The 19,547-nt window shown below is 44.0% G+C and carries 19 protein-coding genes and 1 other annotated feature; of the genes, 17 read left to right on the top strand and 2 right to left on the bottom strand.

Annotated elements, in window-relative coordinates:
- Nucleotides 1-78: 78 nt before the first annotated feature.
- From MHZ95_RS09360 to MHZ95_RS09320, 9 genes are all read left to right on the top strand, one after another.
- A complete protein-coding gene (locus tag MHZ95_RS09360; protein ID WP_239390359.1) occupies nucleotides 79-1,119 on the top strand; it encodes a glyceraldehyde-3-phosphate dehydrogenase in 1,041 nt (346 codons plus the stop codon).
- Between the two features lie 215 nt (nucleotides 1,120-1,334).
- Complete coding sequence (nrdR, locus tag MHZ95_RS09355) at nucleotides 1,335-1,796, top strand: transcriptional regulator NrdR (RefSeq protein WP_239390358.1); 462 nt, start codon at nucleotides 1,335-1,337, stop codon at nucleotides 1,794-1,796.
- A 312-nt stretch (nucleotides 1,797-2,108) separates the two neighbouring features.
- Nucleotides 2,109-3,479 (top strand): replication initiation and membrane attachment family protein, encoded by a 1,371-nt coding sequence (locus tag MHZ95_RS09350; protein ID WP_239390357.1) that lies wholly within the window; start codon nucleotides 2,109-2,111, stop codon nucleotides 3,477-3,479.
- Between the two features lies 1 nt (nucleotide 3,480).
- Nucleotides 3,481-4,422 (top strand): primosomal protein DnaI, encoded by a 942-nt coding sequence (dnaI, locus tag MHZ95_RS09345; protein ID WP_239390356.1) that lies wholly within the window; start codon nucleotides 3,481-3,483, stop codon nucleotides 4,420-4,422.
- Between the two features lie 141 nt (nucleotides 4,423-4,563).
- Nucleotides 4,564-4,804, top strand: a binding site (T-box leader).
- Between the two features lie 51 nt (nucleotides 4,805-4,855).
- Nucleotides 4,856-6,790: a threonine--tRNA ligase gene (thrS, locus tag MHZ95_RS09340; protein ID WP_239390355.1), complete on the top strand. Its 1,935-nt coding sequence runs from the start codon at nucleotides 4,856-4,858 to the stop codon at nucleotides 6,788-6,790.
- Nucleotides 6,791-7,108: 318 nt separating this feature from the next.
- The gene (gene infC / locus MHZ95_RS09335; RefSeq protein ID WP_239390578.1) at nucleotides 7,109-7,615 is read left to right on the top strand and encodes a translation initiation factor IF-3; all 507 of its coding nucleotides are present in this window, start codon (nucleotides 7,109-7,111) and stop codon (nucleotides 7,613-7,615) included.
- A gap of 27 nt (nucleotides 7,616-7,642) precedes the next feature.
- Nucleotides 7,643-7,840, top strand: a complete 198-nt coding sequence (gene rpmI / locus MHZ95_RS09330; protein WP_239390354.1) for a 50S ribosomal protein L35 — start codon at nucleotides 7,643-7,645, stop codon at nucleotides 7,838-7,840.
- Nucleotides 7,841-7,883: 43 nt separating this feature from the next.
- The gene (rplT, locus tag MHZ95_RS09325; protein ID WP_239390353.1) at nucleotides 7,884-8,243 is read left to right on the top strand and encodes a 50S ribosomal protein L20; all 360 of its coding nucleotides are present in this window, start codon (nucleotides 7,884-7,886) and stop codon (nucleotides 8,241-8,243) included.
- 111 nt (nucleotides 8,244-8,354) lie between these two features.
- The gene (locus MHZ95_RS09320; protein WP_239390352.1) at nucleotides 8,355-8,645 is read left to right on the top strand and encodes a DUF1294 domain-containing protein; all 291 of its coding nucleotides are present in this window, start codon (nucleotides 8,355-8,357) and stop codon (nucleotides 8,643-8,645) included.
- Nucleotides 8,646-8,718: 73 nt separating this feature from the next.
- On the opposite strand, the gene MHZ95_RS09315 is transcribed toward MHZ95_RS09320, so the two are convergent.
- Nucleotides 8,719-9,096: a sigma-w pathway protein ysdB gene (locus MHZ95_RS09315; RefSeq protein WP_239390351.1), complete on the bottom strand. Its 378-nt coding sequence runs from the start codon at nucleotides 9,094-9,096 to the stop codon at nucleotides 8,719-8,721.
- A 93-nt stretch (nucleotides 9,097-9,189) separates the two neighbouring features.
- Here MHZ95_RS09315 and MHZ95_RS09310 point away from each other — a divergent pair, with 93 nt between their 5' ends.
- The 6 genes from MHZ95_RS09310 to MHZ95_RS20995 all read left to right on the top strand — a co-directional run bounded on the left by MHZ95_RS09310 (nucleotide 9,190) and on the right by MHZ95_RS20995 (nucleotide 15,756).
- Entirely contained in the window at nucleotides 9,190-9,675 is a 486-nt protein-coding gene (locus MHZ95_RS09310) for a dUTP diphosphatase (RefSeq protein WP_239390350.1), read from the top strand.
- 94 nt (nucleotides 9,676-9,769) lie between these two features.
- Nucleotides 9,770-10,264 (top strand): helix-turn-helix domain-containing protein, encoded by a 495-nt coding sequence (locus MHZ95_RS09305; RefSeq protein WP_239390349.1) that lies wholly within the window; start codon nucleotides 9,770-9,772, stop codon nucleotides 10,262-10,264.
- Nucleotides 10,261-11,160: a metallophosphoesterase gene (locus tag MHZ95_RS09300; protein ID WP_239390348.1), complete on the top strand. Its 900-nt coding sequence runs from the start codon at nucleotides 10,261-10,263 to the stop codon at nucleotides 11,158-11,160. Before MHZ95_RS09305 ends, MHZ95_RS09300 begins: the two co-directional genes overlap by 4 nt.
- A 113-nt stretch (nucleotides 11,161-11,273) precedes the next feature.
- Nucleotides 11,274-12,257, top strand: coding sequence for a zinc-binding dehydrogenase (locus tag MHZ95_RS09295; RefSeq protein ID WP_239390347.1), 984 nt, complete (start codon nucleotides 11,274-11,276; stop codon nucleotides 12,255-12,257).
- An 87-nt stretch (nucleotides 12,258-12,344) separates the two neighbouring features.
- Nucleotides 12,345-14,024: a formate--tetrahydrofolate ligase gene (locus MHZ95_RS09290; RefSeq protein ID WP_239390346.1), complete on the top strand. Its 1,680-nt coding sequence runs from the start codon at nucleotides 12,345-12,347 to the stop codon at nucleotides 14,022-14,024.
- Between the two features lie 232 nt (nucleotides 14,025-14,256).
- The gene (locus MHZ95_RS20995) at nucleotides 14,257-15,756 is read left to right on the top strand and encodes a GGDEF domain-containing protein (protein WP_239390345.1); all 1,500 of its coding nucleotides are present in this window, start codon (nucleotides 14,257-14,259) and stop codon (nucleotides 15,754-15,756) included.
- A gap of 387 nt (nucleotides 15,757-16,143) precedes the next feature.
- Here the strand turns inward: MHZ95_RS20995 and MHZ95_RS09280 are convergent, their stop codons facing one another.
- A complete protein-coding gene (locus MHZ95_RS09280; protein WP_239390344.1) occupies nucleotides 16,144-17,841 on the bottom strand; it encodes a M3 family oligoendopeptidase in 1,698 nt (565 codons plus the stop codon).
- Between the two features lie 208 nt (nucleotides 17,842-18,049).
- Between MHZ95_RS09280 and MHZ95_RS09275 the strand changes: the two genes are divergently transcribed.
- Together MHZ95_RS09275 and MHZ95_RS09270 are read left to right on the top strand one after the other, a co-directional pair.
- On the top strand, nucleotides 18,050-18,334 hold the full coding sequence (locus MHZ95_RS09275; RefSeq protein WP_239390343.1) for a DUF6509 family protein: 285 nt from the start codon (nucleotides 18,050-18,052) through the stop codon (nucleotides 18,332-18,334).
- 145 nt (nucleotides 18,335-18,479) lie between these two features.
- A complete protein-coding gene (locus MHZ95_RS09270) occupies nucleotides 18,480-19,463 on the top strand; it encodes an NAD(P)/FAD-dependent oxidoreductase (RefSeq protein WP_239390342.1) in 984 nt (327 codons plus the stop codon).
- Nucleotides 19,464-19,547 lie beyond the last annotated feature (84 nt).

Genomic DNA, 19,547 nt, shown 5'->3' with positions numbered 1-19,547 from the left:
TTGGTTATCACATATAATGTGTTATACTAATCACAGATAATAGATAAAAAGTATAACATACATGTGGGAGGACTACTTATGACTACTTCAATAGCGATTAACGGGTTCGGAAGAATTGGACGGATGGTGTTCCGACAAATGATTTTAGAGGATGATGTAACGATTGTTGCAGTGAATGCGTCATATCCACCTGAAACGCTTGCACACTTGATCAAGTATGATACAACTCATGGTACATTTGAGGGTGAAGTGATTGCAGAGGACGGAGCTCTCGTGGTCAACGGAAAGCGTGTAAAAATTGTTGCGGATCGGGACCCACTGAATCTTCCGTGGAAAGAGCTTGGCATAGATATCGTTATTGAAGCAACGGGTAAATTCAATTCACGTGAAAAAGCAGCCCTTCATCTTCAAGCGGGAGCGAAAAAAGTGATTTTGACTGCTCCAGGAAAAAATGAAGACATAACGATCGTGATGGGTGTCAACGATGACAAGCTCGATATTGACAAACACGATGTCATTTCGAATGCCAGCTGTACAACGAATTGTTTGGCTCCAGTAGCTAAAGTGCTGAATGATCGATTCGGCATTGAAAATGGCTTGATGACGACAGTCCATGCGTATACAAATGATCAGAAAAACTTAGATAATCCGCATAAAGACCTTCGCCGTGCACGTGCATGTGCGCAATCCATCATTCCGACTACGACAGGGGCTGCCAAAGCATTGTCGCTTGTATTGCCTGAATTGGAAGGGAAGATTCATGGCTTGGCATTGCGCATTCCAACACCGAATGTTTCGCTTGTCGATCTCGTAGTGGATGTGAAACAGGATGTCACAATTGAAATGGTCAACGAAGCTTTTGAGCAAGCTTCGAAAAATGAACTGAACGGTGTTCTCCGATTCACGACAGAACCGCTTGTCTCCATCGACTTCAATACAACAACTGACTCGGCAATCATTGACGGTCTTTCGACTATCGTCATGGGTGACCGAAAAGTGAAAGTGCTTGCTTGGTACGATAACGAGTGGGGCTATTCAGCACGGGTTGTGGATTTGACGAAAAAAGTTGGAAAAGCACTAAACAGTGTAAACAATTTTAAAACAGCAGTAAATGCATAATGTTTGTTCCGCCTCAATCACCAAGAAGAGGCGGAATTTTTTTATCTTTTTCCGCTTGATGTCATAGCGTGTCGGATAGGGATTAGAAGAGGTAGGATCGTGTCGAACTATTCGGAATGTGGGGGATGGCACAATTCTTTCAACTACATTCCGATTTTTTGAGGGCGTTCTGTTATAATTAAGTTACTATCTATGGAAAAGCGGAGGAAACAGCTATGATATGTCCAGCATGCCAGTATAATGGCACCCGGGTCGTCGATTCTCGGCCGGCAGAAGAGAATCGATCGATACGACGCCGGAGGGAATGCGAAAGTTGTGCATTCCGATTCACGACATTTGAAAAAGTGGAGGAAATGCCACTGATCGTCGTGAAAAAGGACGGTAGCCGAGAAGAGTTCAATAGCGAAAAAGTGTTAAGAGGGTTAATCCGGGCATGTGAGAAACGCCCTGTGTCGCTGGAGGATTTGAAAACTATCGTCTATACAATCGAGAAAAATTTAAGAAGTGCAGGTATTGTGGAAATCAATTCGGATGAAGTCGGTGAAATGGTGATGGAACAATTGATTGACGTCGATGAAGTTGCTTATGTCCGATTCGCTTCTGTCTATCGTCAATACCAGGATGTGACGGTGTTCATCGAAGAATTGCAAAACCTGCAAAAACGGACAAAAAAATAGCGTAAGGAATTTATCCCGCATTAACGGGCAGTAAGACTCCCACCTCAAGACTTAAGTAAAACGATAAGGATAGGTGGGAGATCAACTGCCAATCGAACAGCGAAGGGTTCGATTTGCCGTATTTCTGCGCTTTTTGCAGAAATTAAGGCACTTACAGGACGCCGCGAACTTAAGTCGCCTTCCTACAGCGGTTAGTTTGGGCATCCATTAAAGGAAGATAAAAGCCCGATTGGTTCAACTAACAATCAGTGGGGGATGAGGAAAACCCCCACTGATTGAAGTTTCACTTTATGAATGGAAAGGAGGAGTAAAGTGGCACATCTCTATAAAGAACTGCAACCAGTCGATGCATACACCATTGGGTTGCCACATCCATTTTCGGATTATGATCGTCAACTCCTCACTTTATTTTATCAGCCACTGATCGGTCCTGATGCGTTAAGCCTTTTCATGACGCTTTGGGCGGACGGGGAACAGGGAAATGTCACTACGTACAATCACTATCATCTGATGAACATTTTGACGATGCCCCTTGGGCGTGTTTTTGAAGCACGGATCTCATTGGAAGCAATCGGTCTATTGCGGACAAGAAGAAAGAAGGAGGGGGATGTAAGGGAATTCATCTACGAGCTTTTACCCCCTCTTGATGCAAAAGCTTTTTTCGCAGATCCCTTATTATCGACATTTTTATTTAGCAAAATAGGAGAGCAGGCATATCGAAATTTAAGAGCACATTTTGCGCTTGATCACGAAGCGGATGATGGATACGAAGATGTCTCCCGAACATTCATGGATGTATACAAGCCTGTACCGCAGAGTTTTAGTGAGGAAATGTTGAACGAAAATTTCCAAGGTCGGAACGAACCGAAACCAATTCCGTTTGTAGAATCCTCTTTCGATTTTGACCTCCTCAAAGCGGGATTATCCGAGCAGATGGTCCCGCAAGCTGCATTGTCCGCAGTTTCCAAAGAAATGATTGCGAAGTTGGCATTCCTTTATTCATTAACACCACTGGATATGCAAAAAGTCGTGATGATGGCACTTGATGAAGACCTTAAGTTGCCGGAAGAACGCTTGCGTAAAGCTGCAACCGAATTTTACAAAATGAATGTATCAAAAGAGCCTCCTGTTCTACGGAAAGTGTACGAACAAGCGCAACCGACGCAACAAGTGGAACTGAAAACTAGAGACGATGAATTGGTTCATTATCTTGAAAACACACCACCTATCGATATGCTCCGCGATATTAACGGGAAGGAGCCGCTTCCTGTGGATGTGGAGCTTGCGGAGAGACTGATCCATACACATGGTTTGTCCATAGGTGTTGTCAATGTGCTGTTGCAATACGTCCATTTGCGCAATGATGGTAAAATCACGAATAAATATGTAGAGCGAATTGCTTCCCACTGGATGAATAAGAAGATCGAAACGGTGCGGGCCGCAATGGAAATTTCGCGGCAGGAGCATGATCAGTATATTAAATGGAAAAACGAAGGACAGAAGGCGCCGACAAGACGGAAATCCGGGAGAGAAGAGCGGGTTCCCGATTGGTTTTATAAGAAAGAAGATAAACCGGAAAAACAGGAGAAACCGAAGAAATCTTCCGCAACCGATTTCAACGTTGAAGAAGAGCGCCGTAAATTGATGAAAGAACTGGGTATTACAGGAGATGAGGTGAACTGAATTGGAACGAATCGGAGATGCATTGAATCGGGTTGTGAAGGCACCGACATTTGCAACACGCTATGAAGAATTACGAAAAGAAGTGATGGAGAGTCCCGGGGTACAACAATTCTTGTCGGATCATTCCACTGAAGTTGATAAGGAAATTGTAGACCGAAGTCTCAATAAGCTATACGAATATGCAACTGCCTCACATCGTTGTGACAAATGTCCGAACCTCGATGGCTGCACAAACATCATGAAAGGCTTCGAACCGAAACTCTTAATGGCTCGTGGGCTGATTGACGTGGAGTATATGAAGTGCCCGACCAAGCTCGCTGACGAAGAAGTCCGCAATGTTGCCAAAATGGTCGATAGCATGTACATGCCAAAAGACGTCATGGCAGCGAAATTGCAGAATATCGATATGTTTTTTGACGAGAGTCGGGTGAAAGTGGTCCGTGTAGCTAAAGATTTTCTGAATGCCATTGACGAAACAGGAAAGCTTCCTGAACGCGGACTATATATTTACGGACCTTTCGGGATTGGAAAGTCCTTCATTCTCGGCGCATTGGCCAATGAGCTAGCCACTCGGAAAATCCGCACAGTGGCCGTCTATGTTCCCGAGTTTTTAAGGGAAATCAAACAATCGATCCAAGATCAATCGCTCAATGAGAAGCTCGACTTTGTAAAAAAAGCGCAAGTGCTGATGTTGGACGACATCGGTGCGGAGGCAGTCACGGCTTGGACAAGGGATGATGTTCTTGGAACGATTTTGCAATATCGGATGGCCGAAAAACTGCCGACCTTTTTCACATCGAATTTCAATCTGGATGATCTTGAACATCACTTGGCCCATACACAACGAGGAGAAAAGGAAGTCGTCAAAGCTGCACGGATCATGGAAAGGATCCGTATGGTCAGCATTCCCGTGCAGTTGGATGGGGAAAACCGGCGGCGCTGATAGAAGAGTGGCAGCTGGTAGACATTTTGTCGTCCCAAAACGTTACTTAGTGGGGCAGAAATGTACAGCGAAGGTCGTAAGTTTTGAAAATGACTTGCATTTTCGCAAAAATCGACGTATACTACAAATTATTCAATAAGCTGAAATGCAAGGACGAGGACAAGAATCGATTTGTCGACTTACAGAGAACAGGGTCATTGGCTGGAAGCCCTGTAGAACAGACAGACGATTTACCACCTCCGAGCAGCATCGGTGAACCGATACGAGTAACCGATGACGGAACCCGGCCCGTTAGCCGATGTCAAGCTTCATCTTTCTGTCAATTGTTATGACAGATGGAAGAAACAAGGGTGGAACCACGAGCTAAAGCTTCGTCCCTTTCCAGGGATGGGGCTTTTTTTGTTGCTTAAAAAGAAAAAAGGAGCGTATTCAAATGGCAGAAATGATTAACTTAACATTTCCGGATGGTGCGGTGAAAGAATTTCCACAAGGTACAACAACAGAGGAGGTTGCGGCATCGATTAGCCCGGGACTTCGGAAAAGTGCGCTGGCAGGGAAAATTGGCGATAAGCTAATTGACTTGAAAACGCCGATTAAGGATGATGGTGAAATTGCGATCATTACACCGCAATCACCGGAAGCTCTTGAGATTTTGCGCCATAGTACAGCGCATTTATTGGCTCAAGCCGTCAAACGGAAGTTTCCGGACGCGAAGCTCGGTATCGGCCCTGTAATCGATAGCGGATTTTACTACGACATCGATTCCCCAGAACCGATTACGGCAGATGACTTACCGGAACTTGAAAAAGAAATGAAAAAGATCATCGGTGAAAATGTTGAAGTGATTCGTCACGATGTAACACGTGAAGAGGCGGAAAGACGTTTCAAAGAGATCGACGATGAGTACAAGCTGGAACTGCTCGAAGCGATTCCGGAAGGGGAACAAGTATCCATTTACGAACAAGGGGAATTCTTCGACCTTTGCCGTGGTGTCCATGTACCGTCGACAGGAAAACTGAAAGAATTCAAATTGCTTAGCATCGCGGGCGCTTATTGGCGTGGAAATTCCGATAACAAAATGCTACAACGGATTTATGGAACAGCCTTTTTCAAAAAAGATGAATTAAAAGAGCACTTGCGTCTACTGGAAGAAGCGAAAGAACGGGATCACCGGAAAATCGGGAAAGAACTCGATTTGTTCATGAATTCCCAAAAAGTCGGCCAAGGCTTGCCACTCTGGTTGCCAAAAGGTGCGACAATCCGCCGTGTTATTGAGCGCTACATCGTCGATAAAGAAGAAAAACTAGGCTATGACCATGTGTATACACCGGTACTCGGAAGTGTAGAACTCTATAAAACATCTGGTCACTGGGGTCACTACCAAGATGGCATGTTCCCAGTCATGAGCATGGACAATGAGGATCTTGTCCTTCGTCCGATGAACTGCCCGCATCATATGATGATTTACAAAAACGGCATCCATTCTTATCGGAATTTACCTATCCGAATTGCAGAGCTCGGTATGATGCACCGCTATGAAATGTCCGGGGCGCTATCCGGTTTACAGCGTGTCCGTGGGATGACATTGAATGATGCACATATTTTTGTGCGACCGGATCAAATTAAAGAAGAATTCAAACGTGTTGTTCAGCTCATTATCGATGTCTATAAAGATTTCGATATCAAAGATTATTCCTTCCGTCTTTCTTATCGTGATCCAGAAGATACGGAGAAATATTACGATGATGATGAAATGTGGGAACATGCACAACGTTTGTTAAAAGAAACGATGGACGAAATGGAGCTAGACTATGTAGAAGCGATTGGGGAGGCAGCTTTCTACGGACCGAAGCTTGATGTTCAAGTGAAAACAGCAATCGGAATGGAAGAGACGCTCTCCACTGCACAACTGGACTTCCTGCAACCTGAACGTTTTGACTTGACGTATGTCGGAGAGGACGGTAAACACCATCGTCCAGTCGTCATTCACCGAGGTGTCGTTTCGACGATGGAGCGTTTCGTTGCTTTCCTTATCGAAGAATACAAAGGGGCATTCCCGACTTGGCTTGCACCTGTTCAAGTCGAAGTGATCCCAGTTTCACCGAATGCTCATTTCGACTACGCTGATGGAATTCGTGAAAAGCTAGTGGCAGCAGGATTCCGGGTGGATATCGATAGCCGTGACGAAAAAATCGGTTATAAAATCCGGGAAGCCCAAATGCAAAAAGTGCCTTATATGCTAGTGCTTGGTGACAAAGAAGTGGAATCCGGTGAAGTGAATGTCCGTAAATACGGAGAACAAAAATCGGAAAGTATGCCATTCGAAGCATTCCTGGCGAAATTAAAAGACGAAGTGGTCAACGTCTAACTCTTTTCGAAAAAAGTAATTGACACATATCTTTATCCATGTTAAAGTAATTAAGGTTAGTAATGACTGAATACAGTTTGTGGTATAAGAAGAGGCTACCCGCTTCTCACCTGTTTGACGCCTAACCGTTGTTGACAGGTCAGCACATGAGTGAACGTGCCGTACATCTTGATGTGCGTACACATACGCGGGTAGACAAATTACATTTGTCTACCTTTTTTTATTGGATGGACCTGTGGGACCGACCTAACCAGGCGGTATACCCAAACCATGTATTCGCGAGATAATATCCGGAGGTGGATTACTATTAGCAAAGACATGTACGTAAATGAGGGCATCCGTGCCCGCGAGTTGCGCATTATCGATCATAACGGCGAACAGCTCGGAATCAAATCCCGCAACGAGGCATTGGAAATTGCCGCTCGTGTGAATTTGGATCTCGTCCTTGTCGCTCCGCAAGCGAAACCCCCAGTAGCTCGTATCATGGACTATGGGAAGTTCAAATTCGAACAGCAGAAAAAGGACCGTGAAGTACGTAAAAATCAGAAAATCATTCAAGTCAAAGAAGTCCGGTTAAGTCCGACGATCGATGAGCATGATTTTCAGACAAAATTGCGTAACGCGATCAAGTTCCTTGAAAAAGGCGACAAAGTGAAAGCGTCCATCCGTTTCCGCGGACGTGCCATCACGCACAAGGAAATCGGACAACGTGTCCTTGACCGCTTCGCAGAAGCGTGCAAAGATGTATCGACGGTTGAACAACGACCGAAGATGGAAGGCCGCAGCATGTTCCTAGTGCTTGCGCCAACTGCAGAAAAACAGTAACAACGAAAGATTTAGGAGGAACAGATCATGCCAAAAATGAAAACTCACCGCGGCTCAGCGAAACGTTTCAAAAAAACCGGAGCTGGTAAAGTAAAACGTGGCCGTGCTTACACAAGTCACCTTTTTGCAAACAAGTCGACGAAAGCGAAACGTCATTTGCGTAAAGCTTCCCTCGTTTCTTCAGGCGACTACAAACGCATTCGCGAAATGATCACATACATGTAATAAGCAAAAAACAATCGGACAGAAAAGCAGGAGGTAATGAACTATGCCACGCGTAAAAGGTGGAACAGTGTCGCGCAAGCGTCGTAATCGAGTATTAAAATTAGCAAAAGGCTACTACGGGTCAAAACATAGACTTTACAAAGTTGCAAACCAACAAGTGATGAAATCACTTAACTATGCATACCGTGACCGTCGTCAAAAGAAACGTGAATTCCGTAAACTTTGGATCACACGTATCAATGCGGCAGCACGTACAAACGGTCTATCTTACAGCACACTTATGCACGGATTGAAAGTTGCTGGTATCGAAGTAAACCGTAAAATGCTAGCTGATCTAGCTGTAACAGATGCACAAGCATTCGCACAACTAGCAGAAGCAGCAAAAAAATCAATCGCAAAATAAGAATCAAATTAAGAAACCGCCTCGTGAAACGGAGTTACTCCGGGACGCGGGGTGGTTTTTATTTGTACCGAAATGGTGTAAAATGGGAAAAGAGAAAAGGAGGGGGAGCGAATGGAGTCTGTGCTCGTCAGCTGGATCATGTTCATGTCGATCTGGGCGTTCGCTGCGATGGGGTATGATAAAAATCAGGCGAAAAAGAAACAGAAGCGTATACCCGAACGGAATCTATGGCTGCTTGCTCTTTTAGGGGGAGGCATCGGTGCTTACATCGGCATGCAGATGTTCCGACATAAAACAAGGCATACGGCATTCCGGGTAGGATTTTTTGTAATAGCCATTGCTTATGGTATCGGACTTCTTTATCTGCTCGGTGTCAATTTACCTGGGCTGACAAAAGTATAAGAAAAAGCCCGAAAGATATCCGGGCTTTCTATCGTCATCCAGACTCTGGGCGCCAGCCGCCCTGCGCTTTTGTTTATTTCATCAATTGTTCGATAGGGTTTTTCCAGCTGATGTCCGCTTTTGGATAATTGGATAGAATTTCTGACTTGAGGAATTGGAAATCGTCTTTTGTAAATCCTTGTAGTTTCGCTTCGTCTTTTACCCAAACAAAAATGGAGACGACATCGATGGAATCATGAGTGGTTCCCAAATACTTTTCACCTTCGAAAAGTGCACCTTTGTACGTGATGAAGAAATTTTTCCGCACATTTTTTACATCGTCATAAAAATAAAATTGCTCTTGTTCGTATGCCTCATCCAATTTCCGTTTGGCGTCAGTTAAATAACGAATTCCACGGTAAAATAGATAAATGATGAGTGCAATAATGGCTAAGCGGATCAGAAAGCCCATGACAGATCCCCCTTACTAATTTTATGGTACTCTCTTATACGGATGACTGAATGATTTGGTTTCAAGAAATTCAAAAAAAGTGGAGGTTTTTTTATGCAACTAACAACATTATTTTCTATGCAACGGGAACTGGATGCTTTTATCCAACAAAATCGGGACAAACAGACAGATGTCTTTTTAGAAAAAGGCCTGGCACTTCTCGTAGAATTGGCTGAGCTTGCCAATGAAACACGCTGTTTTAAATTTTGGAGTCAAAAAGGGCCGTCGGAAGAAACTGTCATCCTTGAAGAGTATGTAGACTCCATTCATTTTCTCCTATCGCTTGGGATTGAAAAAGAGCTGGATACCCTTTCAGACTGGCCAGAAGGGGAAGTGGAAGGAAATCTGACACAATTATTCTTGAAGACAACTGCAGTCATTCATCGTTTTTTAAATGAGCTTACAATGGAAGCTTACCAGGAGATTTGGATTCATTACGGAGCGATTGCGAAGAAGCTTGGATTTACAAATGAAGACATTATAAAGGCATACATAGCAAAAAACGAAGAAAACTATGAACGTCAAAAAACGGGATACTGAATAAGTTTTATAGAAAAATCAAAAAATTGATTGACAGAAACCTCCGATTAAAAAATAATAGAGATAGAAAGTGAAATATTAAGGGGGCGTAAGTGTGATTGAATGGAACAAAGAAGATTTTGGTATGCGTTTAAAGCAGTTAAGAGAACAACGCGGATTATCGATGATGGCCTTTGGAACCGCCATCGGTACATCTGCAAGCCGTATTAAAGATTGGGAAAAAGGAAAAAATGCACCATCTGCCGCTTGGATTGCAAAAATTTCTGAACGCTTCAATGTTTCGACGGACGAACTCATCTTAGGGACTGGGAATACCTCGACTCCATTTAAAACATCTGGCGCAACAAATGCGGAAATGCTCTACGAAAAGTTGAGAGAGTCGATGATGAGCGAGGTGGAAACAGGTGAACAAATAGAGTCAATGGATGAGTTATATGCCGAAATCGATGCGCAAAATAAAGAACGGTATCGGAGCGGGAAAGGGAGAAGGTTGGCAGAACGTGAATTATTGGCGATTTTAACTGAATTGCCGAAAAAAGAAGTCCTTGAGTTACTAGAGCTGGCAAAAATGAAAAAGCGCTGGTTATGACTGCATCGACATCCCCGAAAAAGAGCAATGGAAAGCATTTACGACGATTCACGAAGAAGAGATGCTTTTTACTATTTCTACTAGTGGGTCTTTGTGTTTTTGAGCTTTACCGAAGTAATGCGACAGTCGGTATTACGCATTATACCCTCATCTCAGAAAAACTACCCGATGCATTTCATCACTACACAATTGTCCAACTATCGGATTTACATGATGCCGTTTATGGCCAAGATCACGAAGTGGTTGTGCGCAAAGTGAGGACGATCGCGCCTGATGTGATTTTCATTACCGGCGATTTGGTCGATAGCAACCGCTATCATCTTGAACAAAGCTTGCGGCTTGTAGAGGCGCTTCAAACAGTTGCGCCGATCTATTATGTGACCGGTAATCATGAAATTGCGACAAATGATGTAGAACATATAAAAGGCGCGCTTGAAAGATTGGGCGTTTATGTATTAACAGATGAAGCGTATAGAATTACACGGCCACCCGACCAGTCGATTGTAATAGGTGGAATTGAGGATCCATTAGCAAGTGAACAAGAGGACGATATTACAGTGAAGGCATCGATTCAACGGACGTTTCGACAAGTGCCGGACGAACGATTCAAAGTACTATTATCCCATAGGCCGGAACAATTCGAAGTCTATGTCGAACAAGGCATAGATGTCGTTTTTAGCGGGCATGCACATGGCGGACAATTTCGGATTCCAGGAATCGGAGGGCTTGTATCGCCGGGAGAAGGCTGGTTCCCGAACTATACATCAGGCGTTCATGAGGAAAATGGAAGTCGAATGATTATAAGTCGCGGCCTTGGAAATAGTATCATACCGATCAGGATGTTGAATCAGCCGGAAATTGTTGTGGTCACTTTACAACAAACGGCTAACGAATGAAAAGCGTAAAGGGAAAATGCCTTTTACGCTTTTTATATGAAAATAGGTAAATCTTCAAGTATGATTGAATACAGTGGATGTTTTGATTACTTGTAAAGGAAAGGGAGAGGGCTATGAAAGCATTTATTCATGAAGCGGGAGAATTGAAAGTAGGGAATATGGAAGAACCGATTGCCAAGAATGAGGAAGTCATTGTTTCCCTGAAGGTTGCTGGCTTAAATCGCCGGGATTTATATATTCCTGCACGGAGAGGAAATGCGCCGGAAGCATTGATATTAGGGTCGGATGGTGCAGGGATCGTTGAATCGATCGGTGAAAATGTGAAGAATGTGAAGGTTGGAGATGAAGTGATCATCAATCCATCACTACGGTGGTTTGAAAATAGCGATGCCCCGCCAAAAGAGTTCGATTTGTTGGGCATGCCCGATCATGGAACATTCGCCGAGAAAATCGTTATCTCCGAAGAACAACTGGAAAAGAAGCCTGCTCATCTCACTTGGGAAGAAGCGGGAGTGCTAGCTTTATCCGCGCTGACAGGATACCGGGCTCTTTTTACGCAGGGCGGATTGAAAAAGGGAGATACGGTATTCATCCCCGGTGCGGGTGGCGGTGTGGCGAATTACTTGATTTCGTTTGCCAAAAATATCGGGGCACGTGTCATCGTGACATCTCGCAGTGAAGAGAAGCGGAAACGAGCACTTGAACTAGGGGCCGATCGAGCGATTGATACGAATGGGGACTGGAAGAAGGAATTGAAGGATGAGACAATCGATCTTGTCATTGAAAGTGTCGGTAAAGCAACGTTTAACCGCTCTTTAAGCGTTTTGAAAAAGGGCGGTCGTATCGTTGTGTTTGGAGCGACAACGGAAGATGTCGTTGACTTCGATTTACGATCGTTTTTCTATGGTCAATATCAGTTATTCGGTTCAACGATGGGAAGCCGTGAAGAGCTGCGGGAGATGCTTGCCCATATTGAAACATACGCTATGCGGCCGGTCATCGATCGCGTGTTCCAGCTGGATGAGGCACAGCAAGCGTTTGATTATATTGCAGAAAGCAAACAGTTCGGGAAAGTGGCGCTCCGGATATCGAAATAACTTTTCTGTCAGTATTTTTCACAAAAATGACTACCCTATATATGTGGATATGACCTATACTATAGGTGATGAAAGGTGGCATTAAATATGACAGAAAAAGTCATTCCATTAACGGATTTACAAATCGCATCCCAGGCAACGATGCAACCGATTGCCGAAATTGCGGAGAAAGCAGGTATACCAGAAAATGCGGTAGAACCTTACGGGCGATACAAAGCGAAGATTGATGTCTCCCAATTGCCCACAAAGAGCGCGGACGGAAAAGTCGTACTTGTAACGGCGATTAGCCCGACACCGGCTGGAGAAGGAAAATCGACGGTTACCGTCGGATTGGCCGATGCATTATCAAAACTGGGCGAAAAGACGATGGTTGCTTTGCGGGAACCATCCTTGGGTCCTGTCATGGGTATAAAAGGCGGTGCAACGGGCGGCGGTTATGCGCAAGTATTGCCGATGGAAGAGATCAACCTGCATTTTAACGGGGATATCCATGCGATTACGACTGCAAATAATGCACTGAGTGCAATGATCGATAATCATTTACATCAAGGAAACGCATTGCGGCTCGATCCGCGTAGAATTACGTGGAAACGCGTTTTAGATATGAACGACCGGGCGCTCCGGAAAGTGACGATCGGACTTGGTGGGCCGGCTCAAGGGGTCCCACGGGAGGATGGCTTCGACATCACAGTCGCTTCTGAAATTATGGCTGTGTTCTGCTTGGCGATTAGCTTGCAAGATTTGAAAGAGCGGATTGCCCGGATCGTGATCGGCTACACATATGATAAGGAAGCGGTGACGGTTCGTGATCTAGGGGTACAAGGGGCGCTGACATTGCTTCTGAAAGAAGCGTTCAAGCCGAATCTGGTCCAGACGATGGAGGGAACGCCCGCGTTGATCCATGGGGGACCGTTTGCGAATATTGCGCATGGTTGCAATTCGTTGGTCGCGACAAATACGGCACGTCAATTGGCTGATATTGTAGTGACTGAAGCTGGATTCGGCTCCGATCTCGGTGCGGAGAAGTTTATGAATATCAAAGCACGGAGAGGCGGATTTGCACCCGATGTCGTTGTAGTCGTCGCGACGATCCGTGCGCTCAAAATGCATGGAGGCGTATCGAAATCGGCGTTAGGCATTGAGAATGTACAGGCGGTTGCTGCTGGGATCGCAAACTTGGCTAAACATATTGATACGGTTCACGCATTTGGCGTAAAACCGGTCGTTGCATTGAACCGTTTTATCACAGATACCTCTGATGAGCATCAGGTGGTGCTGGATTGGTGCAGAGCAAATGATGTGAAAGTAGCGCTTACGAATGTTTGGGAAGAAGGCGGTGAAGGCGGAATCGCCTTGGCCAAAGAAGTCGTCGGTTTAATGGAGGAACCGACTCAGTTTACGCATTTATACGATGTAGAACAATCGATCCATGACAAGCTGACAACGATCGTTCAAAAAGTGTACGGTGGCGAAAGTGTTAGGTTAACTGACCAAGCTTTGAAAGATCTGCAGCTAATTGAAAAGAACGGATGGGAAACATTGCCGATTTGTATGGCGAAAACCCAGTATTCATTTTCGGATGATCCTAAACTGCTTGGACGTCCCGAAGGCTTTGTCATCACCGTGCGTGAAATCATTCCGAAGTTGGGAGCCGGTTTCCTCGTTTGTCTGACGGGTGATATTATGACGATGCCGGGGTTGCCAAAAACGCCAGCTGCTCTTCAGATGGATATCGACGAAAATGGCAATGCGATCGGATTAACTTAAAATAACAATCTTAAAAATGCAGGACGTCCACTGGCGTCCTGCATTTTATTTTGTCCAGATTGAGAAACCATGCAAGAGGTCGTGCAAAATAGACTTTTATTGTTTATTTAAAAGGACAATAGTTACAGAAAACTCTATAAAGATATGTCTTTTCTCATAATAGTAAGCTAAACTAGATAAGGGAAATTAATTCCAAGGGGCGATAACGGACGAAAGTGGAGGAGAGAGAAAAGTGAACAAGTATTTTAGAATGCAACTGACGTTGATTTTGATTGCTTTTTCCTTGGCAGTATCTTTCGTGATCGCTTTTTTTGATTACGGAAAGTTGAAGGAACGCGTTCGCATTGGCCATGAAACCGAAATAAGCCTAGTTGAAGACAAAATTGTCGAATCACTGACTACAATTGATAACGTTTACAATTTAATGGACTATCAAATTGCCGATGAAATGAGGGGATATTCGGATGAAATGCTTGCTTTGTATGAAAAGGAAAATGATTTTGAAAGATGGGATTTTCAAGCATTGAAAGAGCGATTCGGGATGGATATCTATGTCATCGATACACGTAATCAGGTGGTTTACAGTAGTTTCGAGCCGGATATCGGTCTAGATTTCAATAAGTGTTGTTCCGCATTTGCCGAATTATTGAACGAAAGAAGAGCGGGAGACAAATTTTCGCATGATGGACTGGATTTACAGCAATACAATGGGGAAATCAAAAAGTTTAGTTACGTGCCAACCCCAGACAATCATTATCTATTGGAACTTGGCATATCACTTGAAAATCATGGTATTTTCGAAAAGTTCAATTTCATAAAAACAATGGACACATTAAAGAGCAGATACGAGTCCGTTAATTCCATTCAAATCTATAATTCTGAGGGATTTCGATTTGGTGAGACGGAAGCTGCTAAATACGATAAAGAGATATCACCGGAAATGCGACCATTGTTGCGGGAGGCTGTTTTAAGCGGCAAGGTACAGGAACGTATTCAAAGTATGGGAAAACACCGTGTAACCTATCGCTACATTCCCTATAATGCTGACGAAAAGAGGGGCATTTCAACGCAACGGGTTATTGAAATCATTTATAACGACGCTGAATTCTCCGGTTTGCTTGGGCAATATCGCAATGAGTTCGTCCAACAATTACTGTTGATTTTAATCGGTGCAGTCAGCCTTTCCTTTTTAATCGCCCGTCTCGTCGCAAGGCCGATTCATCTTGCTTTCCATGATAGCCTAACTGGACTGAAAAACCGTGTAGCCCTTGAGGAAGAGGTTCACAAACGGTTGGAAAATAAACAACGTTCACTTGCATTGATGATGATTGATCTGGATAATTTTAAAATGATTAATGATTCTTTGGGGCATGGGGAAGGGGACCGGGTTTTACAGCTGGCGGCAAAAACGATTCAAGAGATTGTCGGCGAGAAGAATTTTTCTGCGAGGATTGGCGGAGATGAATTTGTTGGCCTATTCTCGGATATAGGTGCAACGGAAATTCGTCAGCTGGCCTGCCAGTTAATCGTAAAGATCAACGAATCATTCGATGCTTTAGGCCATATTGAAAATCTTGGGGTCTCCATTAGTATCGGTATCGCGGTAGCATCGGAACATGATCGATTTGAATCCCTTTATGAAAAGGCGGATCGTGCACTTTATTTATCCAAGGAAAATGGGAAAAATCAGTATACGATTTACGACGGTGGGCTGGATAACCAACTGGACTGAATAAAACGGAGTTACCCTCATGAATGGGCTAACTCCGTTTTGCCTTTTTATCCCGCATTAACGGGCAGTAAGACTCCCACCTCAAGACTTAAGTAAAACGATAAGGATAGGTGGGAGATCAACTGCCAATCGGACAGCGAAGGGTTCGATTTGCCTTAATTTCTGCGCTTTTTGCAGAAATTAAGGCACTTACAGGACGCCGCGAACTTAAGTCGCCTTCCTACAGCGGGTAGTTTGGGCATCCATTAAAGGAAGATAAAAGCCCGATTGGTTCGGGCCAACACGATGTTGGTCACACAAGCGTTGTCACAGGACGTGACGCTTTTAGCTTGTGCTCCCCTCAATCAGTGGGGGATGAGGAAAACCCCCACTGATTGAAGTTTCACTTTATAAAGATTTATCGTCAACCGAATCGAGCCAAGCCTCGATTGTACCGATGACAGACTCCACACAACCGTCTTCGAAAGGCGATAATAAGTTCGCTTCTGCAACTAGTTTAGTAAACGATTTGGATCCGCCTAGTGTACAAAGATGTAAATAGTCTTTCCAGGCCGCATCGTGGTTTTCACGGGACCGCTTCCAAAATTGGAAAGCACAAATTTGTGCAAGTGTGTAATCGATGTAATAGAACGGACTAGTGTAAATATGAGCTTGACGTTGCCACACGCCGCCCGATTCTAGAAATTCAATCCCATCATAATCACGCATCGGCAAATACGTCTGTTCAATTTGTTTCCAAGCGGCTTTTCGTTCTTTAGGTGTCATTTCCGGTTTTTCATAGACGACATGCTGAAATTCGTCCACTGCGACTCCATAAGGCAAAAAGAGCAGGGCTTCGCTTAAATGCGCGAATTTGTATTTGTCGGTCTGTTCTTTGAAAAACAGTTCCATCCAAGGCCATGTGAAAAATTCCATACTCATCGAATGGATTTCTGCACCTTCATAGGTTGGCCACATATATTCCGGAATGCCGATATGCCGGCTTGAATAGACTTGGAAGGCGTGCCCGGCTTCATGTGTCAAGACATCGATATCACCTGAAGTTCCATTGAAATTGGAGAAAATGAAAGGTGATTCATAGTTATCGATATAAGTGCAGTACCCTCCCGCTTCTTTTCCTTGCTTCGCTTCGACATCCAATAGGTTCTTATCGGTCATATACTTGAAAAATTCATCTGTTTCGGGTGACAGTTCCGCATACATTTTTTTCCCGTTCTCGATGATCCATTCAGGGGAACCTTGTGGAGTTGCATTGCCTGTCAAGAAATTAAGGGATTGGTCATAAAATTTCAATGTATCCACTTGGATACGCTCTGCCTGGCGTTTGTACAGCCGATTTGTCAGCGGTACAATATGTTCCCGCACTTGCTCCCGAAATTTTTTGACCATGTCGGCATCATAGTCGATGCGGTTCATGCGTACATAGCCAAGTTCGACAAAGTTTTGAAAGCCGAGGGTTGTCGCCATTTCATGCCGCAGTTTAACGAGACCATCATAGATGGCATCTAATTTCTCCCCGTTATGAGCATAGAACTGATAAGAAGCTTCCATTGCCGCTTTTCTGACAGCCCGGTTTGGCGATTCTGCATAAGGTCCCATTTGGGCGAGCGTCAACGTTTTTCCGTCAAATTCGATTTGTGCGGACGCGATCAGTTTAGAATAATCGGAAGTCAGCTTGTTTTCTTTTTGTAATAGGCCGATGATTTTCGGTGAAAAAGACTTAATGGCATTATCGGCCAGTGCAAACAGCTGCGACCCCCATTTCTCCTCGAGTTCGGAGCGGAAAGGGGTGGCTACCAACTCTTTATAGTAAGCGGTTTCCAGCTCCTGGTATTCAGGACCAATTTCATCGAAATAATCGCGCTCTTGTTGATAAAATGCATCGTTTGTATCGATGGATGCTCGAATATAGACAAGGTTGGCCTGCGTTGAGTAATCATTACTGATGGCATTGACTTTTTGCATAATCTCGTTTTGCTGTTCTGATGAAGTGGCAGAACGGAAACTTTGCAACAGAACGTCAAACTCTTCTTTCAGTTTGTTCATATCAGGTCTAGTGTATTGATAATCTTCAAATGTAAGCATGCGAATCCCCCCAAAATGATTAGTGACAAAAACTTTTACAGTCTCTATTGTTCATGAAGTTCGAAGAGATTGCAAAAAAAATTTATGAAACCCGGATTTTCAGGGGAATATTTTGAAATTTACCCTTTTCACTTGAGAATGATGTAGTATGGAGAGTGGTGATTTCATCGCCCAAATCCAATGAATGTACATGAGAGGCTGAGCAATTATGGAAATAAATGAATACATTGTTGAACAAATGGTTGATCCGACAGGAATCATAAGTGGAGATCGATATGAATTTCGACTCTATTTTACAGTGGATGAAGAGGATGAGTTATATGCGGAAGGAGGAACGGGACTGCGGGTCATTTTTGCAGTGGAAGGTGAGAAAGAATGGATTGCCACTTATCATTTCTTCGAACGATCGACGGAAAAGCCCCTCGATTTTGAAATGGAAGACGACGAAAAAGAAATTGTTTTGGCGTTTTGTAAAACGCATGCAGAAGGTTAATGTGTAAAAGTTGTGTCCGTTAAAAAAAAATGGCGAATACCAAAACACATTAAGTGAGTTTTATTGCAATTTGTTAGATAATGAGATGAGTGGATCGGAAAGAATGAATTTTCATCCAAGACTATTCTAATTGGAGTGTTTATATATGGATAAAGAAATCGTCGATATTACAATAATCGGGGGAGGTCCGACAGGGCTTTTCGCTTCATTTTACGCAGGAATGCGGGAGATGTCCGTTAAAATCATCGATAGCTTGCCTCAGCTTGGGGGCCAGCTCATTGAGTTGTATCCAGATAAATATATTTATGATGTGGGTGGTTTCCCTAAAATCCTTGCAAAGGACTTTGTTGCAAATTTAGTGACACAAGCCCATTATGCAAAGCCGGAAATCCTGCTAGGGGAGACGGCGCTATCAGCAACGCGTGATGGCGATCATTTTGTCCTTCAAACGGATAAAGGCGTGCATTTGACACGTACGATATTATTGACAGCGGGAATCGGTGCATTCCAGCCCCGTAAAATCGGTTTGAAGGAAGAAGTGGAGTTTGAAGGGAAGACGTTGCACTACGGCATCAAAGATTTATCCCTCTTTAAAGATAAAGAAGTGCTCGTATGTGGAGGAGGCGATTCAGCGGTTGACTGGGCGCTTATGCTGGAAGACATCGCTTCAACAGTGACGTTAGTCCATCGCCGTGAGCGTTTCACAGCCCACGAAACAAGTGTCAATCAACTGATGGAATCGAAAGTGAACGTGTTAACTTCCCGTGCAATCAAAGCGATTGAAGGGGAAAATGGAAACGTAAGCGGAATACTCCTTGCTGAAAAAGATGGTACCGAGCAACATATGCCAATCGATCATTTAATCGTCAACTACGGCAATATCTCTTCGCTTGGACCGCTGAAGGAATGGGGACTTGAAATGGACAAAAACTCCGTCTTGGTCAATTCCCGTATGGAGACGAATATTGAAGGAATTTACGCAGCAGGGGATATTACGAATTATGATGGAAAAGTAAAACTGATTGCTGTCGGACTTGGAGAAGCGCCAATTGCCGTGAACCACGCAAAAGCTTACGTCGACCCGAAAGCAAGACTACAGCCACTTCATAGTACAAGCATATTCAGTTAATCGTTCCTATACAAATAAGAAAAAAGGGATGCTCATCGATCAATGAGCATCCCTTTTTGGTAAGCCTTATTCGTGTTTTACCAA

This window comes from Sporosarcina sp. ACRSM (assembly GCF_022346545.1).
Lineage (GTDB): Bacteria > Bacillota > Bacilli > Bacillales_A > Planococcaceae > Sporosarcina.
Note: the sequence above shows the minus strand (reverse complement) of the source record. Positions and strands in the feature narration are given on the sequence as shown.